Below are 16,617 nucleotides of genomic sequence, written 5' to 3'. Positions count from 1 at the left end.
ATGTTCGTCAACCTGCTCACCGTCGTGGCGGTCGTACTTCCACTCGGTACCGCCCCTACGCCCGTAGTGCCGGGTAAGGCGGCCGCCGCGACGGTGTGTTCCGTGTACTGCGATACTCGCGATCCGTCTCTCGCCAAGGAGGAGACGTTCCCTGTCGCGGAGAAGAACGTCAACGGCCGGCGGATCGTCTTGCACGTCTCGAATGTCGACGCGATGGCGTGGGGGAGTATCGACAACGGGACTACCGGCAACGCGGTGTGGCTCGATCGGACGTGGACCGACGGTACGAGCTGGGACGGCCTGCTGGGTAAGGCGAGCATCCCTGGTACGTGGACCGGCACCAGGACGCTCATGTACAACCTGGCCGATCCGGCGAACCACAAGCGCGGCATGATCCGTGCCTGCGGTGACGCCAGCGGTGTGGTCTGTACGGATTGGGTCCACCTCAAGGTCTGCGACGCGGCCTGCGACGGCTCAACCGGTCCTACCGGGGACAACCAACCAGTGCCGGCTACAACCCTTAGCGGCCGCCGCATCGCCGTACACCTGGATAACCGGGGTATGGCCTGGGCAGAGCTCACTGCAGGCCGTGCCGGGGATGAAGTCTGGCTAGACCGTTCATGGGACCAAGGCGTCTCCTGGCCGGGCGGTTCGTCCCTCGGCCGTCGCGCCGTACCAACAGGTGCAACCTTCACTAGCACCACCCTTTACGCAACGACGGATCCGCGATCCAAGTTGTACGGCGGCGCCGTACGGGCTTGCGGCCGGGCAGTGGAGGGCGCAAGCGGCAGCTGTACGGCGTGGGCTCGTCCCGTGCACAGCCGACCTCAAAACCTTGCTGATGCGTTGATGTACTCGTACAACCCAGACACCGCGTGGTGGCCGTCAAGCTGGTGGAACTCGGCAGTGGCCGTCACAACCGTCATCGACTACCTGAAGCAGACTGGCCGGACCGACTACCTCTGGGTGGTGGACCGGACGTTCCAGGTGAACAAGGGCGTCTTCCCGGCCGGAGTGAAGAGCAGCGACCCGATCGAGGGCAACTTCATCAGCCGCGCCATCGACGACGTGGCCTGGTGGGGATTGGCGTGGGTCCAGGCGTACGACCTGACCGGCCAGACGAAGTACCGCGACATGGCGGTGACGATCGCGAACTACGTCCACGGCTATTGGGACAACACCTGCGGCGGTGGCGTCTGGTGGGACCGCGAGCGTACGTACAAGAACGCGGTGACCAACGGCCTGTACATCCGGCTGACGGCAGCGCTGCACAACCGGCTCCCCGGCGACACCACGTGGCTAACAAGAGCTACGACGGGCTGGAACTGGTTCAAAGCCAGCGGGATGATCAACGCGCAAGGCCTGGTGAACGACGGACTGAACACTTCAACCTGCCAGAGCAACGGTGACACCGTCTGGACGTACAACCAGGGCCTGGCCGTCGGCGGCACGCTCGAGCTCTACCGAGCCACCAACAACCAGGAACACCTCACCGCGTCCCGCCAGCTCGCAGACGCCGCGATCAACTCACCGACGTTAAGCCCGAACGGCGTACTTCGAGAGGCCTGCGAGGCGACGAGCTGCGACGACAACGCCAAGCAGTTCAAGGGCATCTTCATGCGCTACCTGACGGACCTCGCCGCCGCGACCAAATCGACCACCTACCGGACGTACGCCCAACGCCAGTCCGACACGATCTGGCAAGCCGGCAAGGACTCGCTCAACCGCGTCGGCGTCAGCTGGACCGGGCAAGCCACCAACAACCCGCGCGACTGGCGAACCCAGGCCAGCGCCCTCAGCGCCGTACTCACTCCTTAGATTGCGGGAGCTTCTTTCCTCGGCGCGGGCGGCCGGCGGACGGTGGTGGGACCATCGGGCCGATGTCGCCGTCTGGGGCCTCGTCGAGGTCGACCATGACCGGCGCGTGGTCGCTCGGCCCGGTGCCCTTCCGCGCCTGCCGGTCGATCCAGGCGGCCTTGACCCGCTCGGCAACCGGCGTACTGGCGAGGGCGAGGTCGATCCGCATGCCGAGGTTCTGGTGGAACATCCCGGCGCGGTAGTCCCAATAGCTGAAGACCGTTTCGTTGGGCCAGTGCTCCCGGACGACGTCGTGCAGGCCGAGCGCCTGCAGGGCTGCGAGCGCCTCCCGCTCGGCCGGGGTGACGTGGGTTTGGCCGATGAACGCCTGCGGGTCGAAGACGTCCGCATCGGTGGGCGCGATGTTCATATCGCCCAGCACGATCGTCTCCGCCGGTCCGGCCGCGACCTGCTTGCGCAACGCCTCCAGCCACTCCAGCTTGTACTGGTAGTGGTCGGAATCCGGCACCCGCCCGTTCGGCACGTAGAGCGAGTACACCCGGATGCCGCCGCAGGTCGCCGAGATCGCCCGCGCCTCCTGATGCGGGAAGCCCGGGCCGTCGGGGATGCCGGTCACGACGTCGTCCAGGCCGACCTTCGAGAGCAGCGCGACGCCGTTCCACTGGACTTCGCCGTTCAGCGCGACCTGGTAGCCGCGCTCGTTCAGCTCGGCCTCGAACAGATCCGCGAAGGCGTCGTTCGCGAGTTTGGTCTCCTGGAGGCAGACGACGTCGGGCTGCCGTTCATCCAGCCACGGCAAGAACCGGGGCAGTCGCTGCTTGGCCGAGTTCACATTCCAGGTGGCGATTCGCACCCTCCGACCCTAGCTGAGGAGCCGGAGCGCGAGCAGGGTGTACGTGCGGGCGGCGGTGAAGAGCTCGTCGATCGAGACGGACTCGTCCGCGCGATGAGCCTGGTCGGTGACCGAGCCCGGTCCGAGCACGATGGTCGGTACGCCGAGGTCGCGGGCCACGAAACCACCGTCGCACGCGGCCGTCCACCCGGCGAACGGCAGCCCGGGACCACCCGCATCCGCGAGGGCCTGCTCGGCTGCGACCACCAACGGCGCGTCCGAAGGAGTCTCGAAAGCGGGCATTTCCATCGGCATCTCCGCCGAGATCGTCAGCCCGCGCTCGGTCAACCCCAGCGCCTCGATCCGGCGGCGCAGATCCTCGACCACCTCGGCGGGGACCTCACCGGGCAGCAGGCGGCGATCGGCCATCAGCACGCATTCGGCCGGCACGATCGAGGCACCCGTACCGCCGTGGATCTCGCCCACGCTCCAACTGGCAGGCCCGAGCAGCGGGTGCGGGTTCCGCGTGAGCTCCGCGTGCAGGCGCTCGATCTCGGCGATGACGGCCGTCGCGCCGTAGATCGCGTTGACGCCGTCGGCCGCATTGCCCGCGTGAGCAGCGCGCCCGGTGACGACGACGCGCAGGTACGAATCGCCGCGGGCGCCGATGATCGTCTGCAGGTCGGTCGGCTCGGCCACCACACACGCCAGGTACGACGTATCGGCGCTATCGGTGACGAACTGGTGGATGCCCTTGCCGGTCTCCTCCTCGTCCACCACGGCCGCGAGCTCGACCGGCCCGCTCAAGTTCACGCCCGACGCCCGGAGCGCGGCCATCGCGATCACACACGCGGCCAGACCACCCTTCATATCGGACGCGCCGCGACCGTAGATCCGGCCGTCGCGGATCTCGCCGCCGAACGGATCCACCGTCCAGCCCTCGCCGACCCTGACCACGTCGCTGTGACCGAGCAATAGCAAACCCGGCCCGTTGCCACCGGCCAGGACAGCACTGAGGTTGTCGCGGCCGGGCTCCTCGACCCGCACCGCCTCGAAGTCGAGCCCGAGTTGCACGCAACCGGCCGCCAGCGCGGCAACGGTGTCGCCCTCGTCACCGGGCGGATTCTCGCCGCGAGCCCGGACTAACGAGGTGGTGAGTTTGATCAGGTCATCGCGGTTGACCAGGTCCAGCACGGTCTGTTCGGCAGGAGTGATCATGTCTCAAGAGTGACACCGCGCCGCCTCGAAACCTCACAAGGCATGCCCAGTCAGGGTGGCGTCGCCGGGGCCAAAGCCGACGTTCCGCAGTACGTCGACGGTCATCGTGTCGCCATCAGGCCGGCAGGTGAGCGTGTAGAGCGACGGGGTCTCCGTGAACCGCATACTCGCCGTGAACGGGTCTCCGGTCGCACTGGTCACCAGCTGATCGCCGAGCCAGCCCAACCGCCACTGGTCCGCCTGCCAGTCGCCTTCCCGGCACACCACGTCCTGAGCCTCGCCACTGCCGAAGTCGTAGGTGAACGTGCCACTGCCATCCGGATCGAGCCGTACCTTCGTCAGCCCGAACGGGTTCTGCTCGAAGCTGTACGTCGTGCCGTGGCCTGCTGCGGGCTTGCCGGTCGCAGGCGGTGTGAGCTCAAAGGACACGTTGGGCGCGTACGTGCCGTCGTCCGGGCCTTCGAACGCGGGGAGCAGGTGCTGCCAGACGACGTTGAGCACGGCCTGCATGTCGGGGGAGGCGCTGGTGATGACGAGTACGGCGTCCTGCTCGGGCAAGACCAGCACGTACTGGCCGAAGGCGCCGTCGGCCCGGTACGAGTTGTGGCGGCTTCGCCAGAACTGGAAGCCGTACCCCTGCTTCCAGTCGACGTTGTCCTGGTTGTCGTTCGGCACCTGGCCGGAGGTCGCGGCCTCAACCCAGTGGGCCGGGAGGACGTCCCCGCCCTTGTTGAGCAGGAGCTGCCCGAAGACGGCAAGGCTCTCAGTGTTGACCTCCAGGCCCCAGCCGCCGGTGTTGATGCCCTCGGGCGTCTCCTCCCAGCGAGCCTCGCTAGCGCCGATGGGGTCGAACAGACGCGGCTTGAGGTAGTCGAGCAGCTTCTCGCCGGTCACGCGCTGCAAGATGGCCGAGAGCATGTACGTCGCGCCCGAGTTGTAGACGAAGAGCGTGCCGGGCTTCTCCTCGACGTCCAGCGCGAGAAACGCCTGGACCATCCGGTCGCCGTGAATCCGCTCGACGGTGTCCTCGGCGTGCCCCGTTGTCATCGTCAACAGGTCGCGCACGCGCATCGCGGCGAGGTTGTCGCCGATCTGCGACGGCAGGTCGCGCTCGTCGAAGAACGAGACGACGCGATCGTCCAGTGCGAGCAGTCCGTCCTCGATCGCGAGACCGATCGCCATCGAGGTGAAGCTCTTGGAGATCGAGTAAACGGCGTGCCGGTCGGTGAGACGGTACGGCGCACACTCGTGCTCGAGCACCACCTTCCCGTGCCGGACCAGCATCAACGTCTGCACCTCCTGCCCACACGCCGCCAACGCCTCGATGAACGCCGCCAACCGCCCGGCCCCGATACCCGCTTCCGCAACCCCACCACGCTCAAGCCTCGTCATGCGGACAACGCTATCCGTGCGGGGAAGGCAGGCGGTACCGCATTTGTCGTTCATTCGTCGCAATCCGCCCTCTGCTCGCCGCCGACCTGTACTGGTCCGCTGTGCTAAGAGGGCGGATTGCGACGAATGAACGACAAATAGAGGGGTGCGATTTGACGGGGTTGGGAGGATGGCGCGATGGATGAGGTGTGGAAGAACCTGACGGCCGTGCAGCCGGCGCCGTCGGGGCGGGTGCTGATCGCGATCGCGGTAATGACGGCGGTGCTGGTGACGTGGCGACCCGTCTGGCGGCAGGTGCGCCAGGTCGTCACCATCGCCCACGAAGGCGCGCACGGTCTCGTCGCCGCGTTAGCCGGCCGGCGCCTGACCGGGATCCGGCTGCATTCGGACACCTCCGGCCTGACCGTCTCCCGCGGTAGACCATCCGGCCCCGGCATGATCGCGACCCTGCTGGCCGGCTACCTCGGCCCGGCGATCTTCGGCCTGGCCGCGGCCTTCGTCCTCAGTCGCGGCTACGCCGTCGCCCTGCTCTGGTCGCTGCTCCTGGCCCTGGTCGTACTCCTGCTCCAGATCCGCAACCTCTTCGGCCTCTGGTCCGTCCTGGCCTTCGGCGCCACCGTCTTCGCCGTCACCTGGTGGGCGTCCGCCGAGGTCCAGTCGGCCTTCGCCTACCTGCTGACCTGGTTCCTGCTGCTGGCCGCCCCGCGCGCAGTCGGCGAGCTCCAGCGCAGCCGTCGCCGCGGCGCGGGCAGCAACTCGGACGCGGACCAACTGGCCCACCTCACCGGCGTACCGGCGCTGCTCTGGGTCCTCGTCTTCACCGCCGTCACCACGGCCGCGCTACTCGTCGGCATCTACTTCACCGTTCCGGCCCTGTCACCCTTCATCCCCACCTTCAACTAGCACGGAGACCGTCCTCGCGGGCGTGACCGCCGTACCCGTCGCCGCATCCCAACTCGTCTGCTTGACGACCGGGTCCGACCCATTGGCCTGTACGGGCGACAGCGTCAACGCCGCGCCAGCCAACCCCGGGATGGTCTGCGAGACCGGACTACCCGTGGTGTTGAAGACGACGACCAGACCGCGCAGGCGGGGATCGACGTCCGGGCCGACCGTGTCGTCGATGCGCATCACCACCACACCCGGTACGGCGCCCGGCGTACCGCTCAACGGGAACGACACCTTCTGGTTGATCGACGCCGCGGACCCAAGCCGGAACAACGGAGTCGAGAAGCGCAACTTCAGCAGGTCTTCCGCCTGTGCCGAGGCGGTGGCGACTTGCGCGGCACTCGGCTTCAGCGCGGTATCGGCCAGCAGCGGGCGCATGAAGTCCCACTTGGCGTTGTTGTCGGGCTTCGGCGGCAGACCGTGGCCGAAGCCGTTGTCCGCACCCGTCCAGTCGAGGGTGTTGAACCAGTCGCCCGAGTCGTACGAGTTGCGGTCGAGCGACTTGCTGCGCAGCAGATCGGCGCCCGCGTGCCAGAACGACGGCGTCTGCGCCAACGCGGTCGTTGCCAGCGACAACGAGTTCATCCGGATCCGGTCCGCCATCGGCAACGACTGCGGCAGCTTGTACGTCAGCGCGTCCCAGAGCGTTTCGTTGTCGTGGGCATCGACATACGTGATGACCTCCTGAGGCTCATCCGCATACCCCGCGGGCGATCCGTTGTAGTCCACGCCGTCACCACGCACCGTCGTACCGTCCGAGGCGGATCGGAAGGTAAACCCACGCAGGTTCGCCGCGAGCCCGAGCTGGACGAGGTCGGTGTCATGCGCCAACCGGGCCGCGCGCTCCGCCGGAGTGCCGTTGACGGGAGCGCCGTTCGGGTCGGTTGCCGCGCCGGAGCCGAACCCCTGCATCCGCGGGTCGTCGTCGAAGGGCCCACCACCACGTACGGCATCCCGCAGGCGATCCGAGAACGTGCCGATCCCGGTGCCACCGAGGTTCCCCTGGCGAGCTTGCTCGAAGCGGGCGTCGTCGGTCACCTCGCCGAAGTTCCAGCCTTCGCCGTAGAGGTAGACGCTCTTCCCATCGACGCCGTCACGGGCCAGCGTGAGCTGATCCAGCGCGGCGCGAACCTTGAGCATGTTCGCCTTGCTGTGATGCCCCATCAGGTCGAACCGGAACCCGTCCACGCGGTAGTTCCGCGCCCACGACACCGTCCCGTCCACCATGATCTTCTCGGCCATCGCGTGCTCGGTCGCGATGTTGCTGCAGCACGTCGACGTCTCGACCGAGCCCTCCGCGTTCAGCCGCTGGTAGTACCCGGGCACCACCTTGTCGAGCACCGACGTCGGCGCCTGACCGGCGGCCGGGGTGTGGTTGAAGACCTGATCCAGTACGACGCGCAGCCCGCTCTGGTGCAGACCGCCCACCATCGTCCGGAACTCCGCCACCCGGTCAAGGCCCTCCTTACGCGTCGCGTACGACCCCTCTGGCGCCAGCCAGTGGAACGGGTCGTACCCCCAGTTGAACCCGTCCTTCGCCGCCACCGCGGTGACGCAGGCCTGCTGCTCTTCAGCGGCAGGCCCGTACGACGCGAGGTCGCACGCCGGCTTCTCCTGTACGCCTTCGGGGATTGACGCGATATCGAACGTCGGCAGCAGGTGCACCGTATTCAGCCCGGCCTTCGCCAACCGGCGCAGGTGCTTCGTCCCGTTGCCCTCATCCGCGAACGCCAAGTAGGTGCCGCGATGGGCTTCAGGCACCGTCGGGTCGTTGATCGAGAAGTCCCGCACGTGCAACTCGTAGATCGTCGAGTCGACCGATCGCGCCAACCGCGGCGCGGGCGTCTTTGCCCAGAGCGACGGTTTACCCGCGGGATCATTGAGGTCGACGGCAACGGAGTGCGTCGAATCGGTGCTCAGGGCAACGGAGTACGGATCGGTGACCAGATTCGTCTCGACTTTGCGAGTGCTCGGTGCGTAGACCTTCACCTCATAGCGATAGCGCGCGTTCCTCCACGCGCGACGGCCTTCCGCGGACCACGAGCCGTCTGCGTTGCGGCGCATCGTGACGCGCTCGTTGGCCGGGCCGGCGAGGAGCGTGACGCTCTGCGCGGTAGGCGCCCACAGGGTGAAACGGGGGACGCCCGCGCTGAAGGTCACCCCGTACGACCGGTGCGCGGCATCGCCGTACAGATCGTCGAGCACGCCCGGGATCTGCACGCCCGTCGCATCGAGCAATCGCCCGACATCGTCGTACTGCGCGAGGCCGAGTTGGCCGGTCAGGATCTTGCGCGCATCACCATGGTCGAGCCGCAACGCCGTGTACCCGCTGAGGTGCGGGAAGCGCTGCAGAACCGAATCCGGCAGCCCGCCCGCGTCGTACCGCAAGGCCGACGACGACCCACCGATGTCCTCGGCGTCAACCGCCAGACCACCGGTCTGCGACCAGTGCAGCCGCCACCGCGAGCGCTCCGGATGAGCCACGGCCGGTACGGCGAGGAGGTCGCGGCCGAGCCAGTAGGCCTTCGCCTTGGTCAGGTCGGGCTGCGCGCCGGGTTTGGTCGAGGTGACGGTCAGCACGTGACTCGCCAGGTCGTACGTGAAGGTGACGACGAGCCCGTCGGCCGGAATCGTGACGGCGATATTGCCACCGGTCGGGCTGCCGCCGGCGCCGTAGCTCTCGTCCCACGACAGACCGTGCGCGACCTTGACCTCATAACTGCCCGCTCCGATCTCACTCGTCGACCAGGTGAACTTGCCGTCACCATCCTCGTCCGTCAACCAGGGCCGCATGCAGTCCGGTTGCCAGTCACCCGGACAACCGAGCTCCGATTGCAGCGAGCCGGGCACGGTGACGATCGGACCTTGCGCGTCGGACGTGACGAAGTGCCTGCCGTGTTCGTAGTAGAACGTCACCGGGCCGGTCGGCGCCGTGTACGAGATGTTCGCGCCGTTCGGCACCCCACCCGCGCCGTAGTTCTCGTCCCACGACTTGTTGATCGCGGCCTTGTAGGCGTGTTCGCCCGCCGGGATGGTGACTTCCTTCTTCCAGACCTTGTCCTTGGGGTCGAGCGTCAGCTGCGCCTGATCGCAGTCCGGCTGCCAGTCGCCCGAACAACCCATCTCGCTGTTGTGGTCACCCGGCACGCTCACGTTCGCCGGCTGCACCACCGGGCCCGTGCCGCCACCGCCTCCGCCCGTCGGCGCGGGATCGCCCACCACACCGTACGAGCCGGACACCGAGTAGTTGCCCGAGGCATCCTTCAGGACAGACCGGTACTCGAGCAGTGTGCCCTTCGGCAATCCGGTCACATCGTGGAAGACCCGGTACGGCGCGTTGTCGTCGGCGCCGAGCCGTTGCCAGGCCGTCGTACCGACCGGGCGATAGCCGAAGGTGACCGTGACGGGCGCGTTCTCGGGCACCGCCGCGGCGATCTCCGCCCGGCCGCCGACCGTGTCACCCGGCTCCGGCGCCTGGTGGTAGACCTTGGGCGCGGTTGCGCGGGGTCGGATGGGCGCGGTCGCGCGGAAGACGTTCACCGAAAGAGGCGCGACTGAGACCTTGCCGCGGCCCTCCCGATCGGTCTGGATCGCCTGCGTCGTTCCGTGGATGGGCTTCAGCAGGCCATACGCGTTGTACGTCGGGATGGTGGCGGTCTGCGTGGTGGCCGAGTTGTTCGCGACGACCAGGTACTCCGTTTTGTCCTTGCCGAGGCGGCTGAAGGCGAACAGACCGCCTGCGTTGGACGAGTACCGGTGGATCTGCGTGCCGTCGGACAACGCGGGATGCGCCGCCCGGAGCTTCTGCATCGCCGCGATATGCCGGTACATCGGCGACGTCGTGTCGTACCGGTCCTTGCTGCCGATCGTCGTCGTCCCGGTACCGTCGACGACCTCGTCATCGGCGTACTCGCTGGTCTTCGTGGCGAACATGTCCTGCCGGGCGTCCTTGTCACCACCCGGACCGGTGAAACCCTGCTCGTCGCCGTAGTAGATGACCGGCTGGCCGCGGGTGAGGAACATCAACGAGTGCGCAAGCTTGTCCCGGGCAAGCAATTCGTTGCCCTGGGCCCCTGCGTTCCTGAGGAAGGTGCCGACGCGGCCCATATCGTGATTGCCGAGGAACGTCGGCAGTTGGTACGCGTTCGAATCGGCGTCGGTGTAGTAGTCGTCACCGGTGTAGAAGTCCCGCAGCTGGCTGGTCGGTTTGCCCTGCGCGAACGCCACCGCGCTCGACTGGAAGCCGAAGTCCAGCGTGGCCTGGAGCTTGCCCTTCGTGGTGTACGGCGACATCAGCCGCGGATCCGCGTCGAACACCTCGCCGAACATGAAGAAGTCCGCGTTGCCACCCTTGCGCGCGTGCTCGAGCACGGCGGGAGAGAACTTCTGCCAGAACTCCATGTTCACGTGTTTGACCGTGTCGATCCGGAAGCCGTCGATCCCGAGATCGGCCCAGGTCTTGTAGACCTCGGTCATCCCGTCGACCACCTTCGGCTGCTCGGTGAAGAGATCGTCCAGCCCGACGAAGTCGCCGTACTCGCTGGACTCACCGGCAAACGTCGAGTCGCCGCGGTTGTGGTAGATCGTCGGATCGTTCAGCCAGGCCGGAACCTTGACCGTCTGGTCCGCCGGCGTACGGAAGACCGGCACGTTCGGGAACGACGTGTTCGGGTCCAGCTCCGGGAAAGTGGTGCCACCCGCATACGTCTTGTCGTCGAAGACGTTGCCCTGGGCATCCTTGTACGGGCTGGTGGCCTTCGGGATGTAGCCGTACTGCCCGGACTGGTACGCGATGACGTCCGCGGTGTGGTTGGTGATGATGTCGAAGAAGACCTTCATCCCCTTGCCGTGCGCCAGGTCGATCAGCTTGCGCATGTCCTCGTTGGTGCCGAGATGCGGGTCGATCTGGGTGAAGTCGGTGATCCAGTAGCCGTGATACCCGGCGCTCACGTCGGCGCCGGACCCCTGCACCGGCCGGTTCTTGAACGACGGTGTCAGCCAGATGGACGTCGTACCGAGGTTCTTGATGTAGTCGAGCTTCTGGATGATCCCGGTCAGATCACCGCCGTGGTAGAACCCCTTGTCCGTCGGGTCCAGCCCCGTGGTCAGCCGGTCCCCGGTCAGTCCGCCGGCGTCGTTCGCCGTGTTGCCGTTGGCGAACCGGTCAGCCATCACGAAGTAGAACCGCTCCTTGGTGAGGTTCTCCCGCAGACTCGGGCTCGCCAGTTGCTTGTCGGCGGTATTCAGGCCTCCGGCGAGGTCGGTCGGGGCGACCTTGAGCACGTGCGACGTATCGTCGTAGTCGAACCGGAGCTTGGCCGGCCCCTCGATCCGGAGCGGGATATTCGCGCCATCCCGGACACCACCGGCGCCGTAGTTCTCGTCCCACGAGCCATTGACCGTCACCTTCAGTTCATACGCGCCCGCTGGTACGTCAAAGGTCCGGCTGTACGACGTACCCGCGCCCTTTACCAGGCGGCTCGCAGCGCAATCCGGCTGCCAGTCTGCTGGGCACCCCAACTCCGACTGGACCGACCCGGCCACGGTGATGACCCGCTCAGCCCGTACGTCGGCAACAGCCGTTGGCGTCACCCCGCTGGCGACCAACCCAACCACGGCGACAGCCGCTGGAACGATCAAACGAGAACGCGAGAACACCGACATCGCAACCCCTCCCGAAGCCCAACGAACAGCCCGGACGCTAACCCGCCAGCAGCCCATTCGGAAGACCTCACCACCCCCACCCCGCCCACCTCTTCCCTTGCGCTGATTCGTCTGCATCCGCTCGCCCCTTTGTGCGGCGGGTCAGATGTACGGCAACGCGGGCGGGCGGATGCGGACGAATCAACGCTAATCGCCTGCCAGGTGTGAACTTTTGGCCGGGCTTTTGGTGGGCACCCGTCCCCCTGAGTTCTTCCGAATTGTCAGGCCGGTCCGGGCCGCGTCAAGGGCTTCATCGGCTAACGCCGACGCATACGCGCCCTTGACCCGACCCGAACCGGCCAAGTACGGCGGGCTATCAGGGGGACGGGTGAGGTCTGCCCGTTTGCATCACGCCTTCCATTCACGCATGGTCGGGTGTTGCCGCCCGCGGACCGCGGTTAGCGCCGTTCACGGATGGCGGGGTGGTGCCGTTCACGGATGGCGAGGTGGCGCCGTGCACGGATGGCGAGTCCGTCCTCGAGCACGACTGCCGAGTTATCCCGCACCCGGCTGGCATCTTCCCGAGCGGACTGGACGTTTTCCGGCCGCGAAAACGTCCAGTCCGCTCAGGAAGACGCACCCGCAGCGGTCAATGCGCGCCGAGCCGCCGTCGATGCCCACCGAGTCGTCGGGCTATTGGTCTGATCGCAGTCTTAGTGAGCGGGCCGGACGTTTCCCGGCCCCCGAAACGTCCAGCGGACTACAAGGACGCCCGCGCGGGCCTTCCCGGCGGTTCGCCGCCCGCAAATCGGCCGTTATCCCCTGACCTCCTGGGTTCCGGTGCCGAATAACCGGCCCGGAACCCGGAATCTCAGACGTCAACCCCCGAGATGCCGGGTCAACCCTGCAAATCGGCAGGCGTGGCTTCACGTTGGTGGGCGCGGCTTCACATCGGGACGTGCCCGTCCTATTCCGAGGGTCGGCGTCCGGAATGGGGGGTCGACCCGCCAAGTTTGGCGAGTCCACCCCCTATTCCGAGGGTCGACCTGCGGAATAGGGCGACGGCCGGTGGCGTGGGCGGGAGCGGTTGGTGCTGGGAGTGGCTGGCCATTCGCGAGGTGGGTTACCACCCCGGATTGGCGGGTTCACGTGGTTGTTGCAACACCTCGATTTGAGGAGTTGTGATGGTTATGTCGTTTGTGGAGGACAACGAGCGTCACGGTGCTGCCTTGTTGCGGCTGGTGGATTCGGGGGTCGGGGTAGCGGCTGCGTGTGAGTCGTTGGGGATCGGGCGTGGTCGTGGCTATGAGATCTTGCGGGCTCGTGGCCGTGGTTCGCGTCCGCGCACGGTGATCACTGATGCGTTGCGGGAGCAGGTCATCGCGGTGTTCAAGGAATCGGGGAACATCACTGGCGCGGGTTCGGCCTGCGGGTTGAGGCATGACACTGCCCGGCGGATCCTTGTCGTGGCCGGGCTGGTTCCCGCGGTGCGGGCCGTGAAACGCAAGACCCAGGCCAGGGTCCGCCTCGAGGAGTTGCTGGAGGCGGGCTGGTCCATCACGCGCGCAGCCAAGGAGGTGGGCGTGCATCCGGGTACTGCGCGGGACTGGCATCACGGGGTCCGCAGGGTGGGCAACACGCGGGTCTATCCCGATGGGCGGGTCGTGGACTACGGCACCACAACCCGATACTCCACTTCCATGACCCCATCAGCTGACGCGGTGATCAGCGACCGTTACCTGTGCCTGGACCAGCGGCTGGCGATCGCCGATGGGCGGGTCAACAAACTCACCTTGACCGCGATCGCGGCCGGCATCGGCAAGGACAAGTCCACAGTCTCTCGTGAGATCCGCGCCCACAGTGTTGAAGGAACCTACCTGCCCCACCAGGCCCACCGCGACGCTGCGGCCGCCAGGGCCCGGCCCAAGACCTCAAAGCTGGTCACCGATCCCGCGTTGCGTGAGCAGGTCGAGCTGGGTCTGGAGCGGAAGTTGTCGCCGGAGCAGATTTCGAACAGGCTCGTCAAGGACTTCCCCGACGACGAGAGCATGCGCGTGAGCCACGAGACGATCTACAAGGCGCTCTACTTCCAGGCCCGCGGCGGCCTCAAACGCGAAGTCCAGACCGCGCTGCGCACCGGACGGACCCGCCGCAAACCACAACGCCAGCCCGGCCAGCGCCAGCACCGGTTCGTCGAGGAGATGATCATGATCTCCGAGCGGCCCGCCGAGGCCGACGATCGCGCGGTTCCCGGCCACTGGGAAGGCGACCTGATCATGGGCGAGAACAACCGGTCCGCGATCGCCACCCTGGTCGAACGCACCACCCGCTACACGATGCTGGTCCACCTGCCCGGCGGCCACGACGCCGAACAGGTCCGCGACGGTCTCATCGCGACGATGAAAACCCTGCCCGGCCATCTGCGCGGCTCGCTGACCTGGGACCAGGGCTGCGAAATGGCCAAACACAAACAGTTCTCCATCGCCACCGACATGGCCGTCTACTTCTGCGACCCGCACTCCCCCTGGCAGCGCGGCACCAACGAAAACACCAACGGACTACTGCGCCAGTACTTCCCCAAGGGCACCGACCTGAGCATCCACGGACCCGAAGACCTCGAACACGTCGCCCAAGAACTCAACGGGCGACCACGCAAAACGCTCGACTGGGACACCCCAGCCGAACGCCTACGTGATCTACTCACCACCTAGAAACCAACCCGGTGTTGCAACGACCCCTCGAAACCGCCATTCCGAGGTGGGAACCCGCCCGCACGGTGGCTACCCATCGCCAGGCGAGAACATTCCGCGACGAAACGCGCCATCCGAGAGGGAACCGCCCGGCCATCCGCGACGGCACGCCTCGCCTTCCGCGAACGCACCACGCGCCATCCGCGAACGCACCACACGCTATCGGCGAAGGCACCACGCGCTATCTGAGCAGGGCAGGACTCGCCAGCGAACGGCACCACTCGGCCATCCGCGAGCGGTATCGTCCGGCCACCCGTGAATGGCATCAGCTGGCCATCCGCGAACGGCACCGCTCGCCATCCGACTACGGCACCACTCGGCCGTCCGTGACCGGCGCCACTCGGCCGTCCGTGACCGGCGCCACTCGGCCGTCCGTGACCGGCGCCACTCGGCCGTCCGTGACCGGCGCCACTCGGCCGGCGGTGAACGGCACCACTCGGCCATTCGTGAACGGCATGACCTGGCCAGTCGTGAACGGCACCAGGTGTAGCAATCGGGCAGGCCTCACCCGTCCCCCTGATAGCCCGCTGCCTTTGGTGGAGCCGGGTCGGGTCAAGGGCGCGTTAGCGTCACCGTTAGGTGATGGAGCCCTTGACGCGGCCCGGGTTCGCCTGACAATTCGGAAGAACTCAGGGGGACGGGTGCCCACCGAAAACCAGGCCCAAAGGTTGACACCGAGGCGGGCGAACTAGGCGGGCCAGTCGGGGGCGAGGATGGACATTAGGGTGGCGTCGATGCGTTCGCCGTTCCAGAGGAGGGCGTGGCGCATGGTGCCTTCGGGGACGAAGCCGGCCTTTTCGTAGGCTCGGCGTGCTCGGGGGTTGAAGGCGTAGACCTCGAGGCTGATTCGGTGCAGGCCGAGCTTTTCGAAGCCGTAGCCGACGATCAGGCGGGTCGCCTCGGTGCCGAGACCGCGGCCACGGCCGGTCGGGCCGATGAGGATGCGGAAGCTGCAGGACTCGTTATCCGAGTCCCACTCATTCAGAACAGCCTCGCCAACGCACAGCCCGGTCTCGTTGTCGACGATCGCCAGGTCCAGGCGGTCGGGCTGGTCGGCGCGAGTCCGTAGCCACTCCCGCGCGGTTTCAGCCGTGATCTCAGTATGACTGCCGGTCAGGCGCATCACTTCGGGGTCCTGGAAGGCGGCCCACATCGGCTCGAAGTCGTCTTCGGTGAGAACGCGGAGCGTCACCTTCTCGCCGACCAGCGTCGGCTTGGTTGCGAAATCCGTCACGATCCGTGAGTCTGCCCGACCCTCACCCGGAAGGCGACTCGATTAAACGGAGACCAGGCCCGGCAGGACCTGGCCGATGGGGGAGTGGTCGAGGGCGTCGGCGGCTGCGTCGTACGGGGTGGGTTCGGCGTTGATGATGATCAGGCGGGCGCCGAGTCCTTGGGCCACGTCGCAGAGGCCGGCTGCCGGGTAGACCTGTAGCGACGTACCGATGGCCATGAAGAGGTCGCAGTCGCGGGCCGCGTCGAGTGCTGCGTCCATCACGTCGGGATCGAGTGACTGGCCGAACGACACCGTTGCCGATTTGAGGATGCCGCCGCAGAGCTCGCAGGGCGGGTCGTCCTCGCCCGCCTCCAACCGCGGCAGCAGCTCGGCCATCGGGAGGCGGCGGTCGCAGCTCATGCAGACGACGTTCAGCGCGGTCCCGTGGAGCTCGTGCACGAGGCTGGGGGAAGAGCCAGCCTTCTGGTGCAGCCCGTCAATGTTCTGCGTGACGATGGCGCACAGCCGGTTCTGGCGTTCCAGCTCGACGAGGGCGTGGTGGCCGGCGTTCGGCTCGACGGTCCACGGCTGGGTGATGAGGCGCTGTTTCCAGGCCTGGATCCGGACGGCCGGATCGGCCAGGTAGCTGTCGATGTCGAAGATGGCCTGCGCGGCCGGCTGGGTGGTCCACAAGCCTTGCGGACCGCGGAAGTCCGGGATACCCGACTCCGTCGAGATACCCGCTCCGGTCAGGACGGTGATCCGTTGCGCCTTGGCGACCAGCTCGTATGCGTCCATCT

Annotated in this window: 10 protein-coding genes; 3 read left to right on the top strand and 7 right to left on the bottom strand. The window is 67.0% G+C overall.

All coding sequences use genetic code 11. The features are described from left to right. Positions 1–1,818 (top strand): glycoside hydrolase family 76 protein, encoded by a 1,818-nt coding sequence (locus tag OG394_RS11575; protein ID WP_328995196.1) that lies wholly within the window; start codon positions 1–3, stop codon positions 1,816–1,818. Here OG394_RS11575 and OG394_RS11570 read toward each other — a convergent pair. From OG394_RS11570 to OG394_RS11560, 3 genes are read right to left on the bottom strand one after another with little or no spacing between them, the layout of a single operon-like run. Beyond that, the gene (locus tag OG394_RS11570; RefSeq protein WP_328995195.1) at positions 1,808–2,671 is read right to left on the bottom strand and encodes an exodeoxyribonuclease III; all 864 of its coding nucleotides are present in this window, start codon (positions 2,669–2,671) and stop codon (positions 1,808–1,810) included. The two genes, OG394_RS11575 and OG394_RS11570, sit on opposite strands and share 11 nt — an antisense overlap. Positions 2,672–2,680: 9 nt before the next feature. Further along, positions 2,681–3,868, bottom strand: a complete 1,188-nt coding sequence (locus OG394_RS11565) for a M20 family metallopeptidase (protein ID WP_328995194.1) — start codon at positions 3,866–3,868, stop codon at positions 2,681–2,683. A 33-nt stretch (positions 3,869–3,901) separates the two neighbouring features. Next, positions 3,902–5,260 carry a serine hydrolase domain-containing protein gene (locus tag OG394_RS11560; protein ID WP_328995193.1) on the bottom strand — a complete coding sequence of 453 codons (1,359 nt, stop codon included), beginning with the start codon at positions 5,258–5,260 and terminating at the stop codon, positions 3,902–3,904. Between the two features lie 177 nt (positions 5,261–5,437). Between OG394_RS11560 and OG394_RS11555 the strand changes: the two genes are divergently transcribed. Beyond that, positions 5,438–6,163, top strand: a complete 726-nt coding sequence (locus tag OG394_RS11555) for a M50 family metallopeptidase (RefSeq protein WP_328995192.1) — start codon at positions 5,438–5,440, stop codon at positions 6,161–6,163. Here the strand turns inward: OG394_RS11555 and pulA are convergent. Beyond that, positions 6,137–11,848: a pullulanase-type alpha-1,6-glucosidase gene (pulA, locus tag OG394_RS11550; protein WP_328995191.1), complete on the bottom strand. Its 5,712-nt coding sequence runs from the start codon at positions 11,846–11,848 to the stop codon at positions 6,137–6,139. The genes OG394_RS11555 and pulA overlap by 27 nt on opposite strands. A 1,559-nt stretch (positions 11,849–13,407) precedes the next feature. Here pulA and OG394_RS11545 point away from each other — a divergent pair. Further along, the gene (locus OG394_RS11545) at positions 13,408–14,562 is read left to right on the top strand and encodes an IS30 family transposase (protein ID WP_442914290.1); all 1,155 of its coding nucleotides are present in this window, start codon (positions 13,408–13,410) and stop codon (positions 14,560–14,562) included. 343 nt (positions 14,563–14,905) lie between these two features. On the opposite strand, the gene OG394_RS11540 is transcribed toward OG394_RS11545, so the two are convergent. From OG394_RS11540 to OG394_RS11530, 3 genes are all read right to left on the bottom strand, one after another. Then, positions 14,906–15,109, bottom strand: coding sequence for a hypothetical protein (locus tag OG394_RS11540; protein ID WP_328995190.1), 204 nt, complete (start codon positions 15,107–15,109; stop codon positions 14,906–14,908). Positions 15,110–15,289: 180 nt separating this feature from the next. Beyond that, entirely contained in the window at positions 15,290–15,835 is a 546-nt protein-coding gene (locus tag OG394_RS11535; RefSeq protein ID WP_328995189.1) for a GNAT family N-acetyltransferase, read from the bottom strand. A 42-nt stretch (positions 15,836–15,877) separates the two neighbouring features. Further along, the gene (locus OG394_RS11530) at positions 15,878–16,615 is read right to left on the bottom strand and encodes an SIR2 family NAD-dependent protein deacylase (protein WP_328995187.1); all 738 of its coding nucleotides are present in this window, start codon (positions 16,613–16,615) and stop codon (positions 15,878–15,880) included. Positions 16,616–16,617 lie beyond the last annotated feature (2 nt).

The organism is Kribbella sp. NBC_01245 (assembly GCF_036226525.1).
In the GTDB taxonomy this organism is placed as follows: Bacteria; Actinomycetota; Actinomycetes; order Propionibacteriales; family Kribbellaceae; genus Kribbella.
This window is presented reverse-complemented; position numbering and strand designations above follow the sequence as displayed.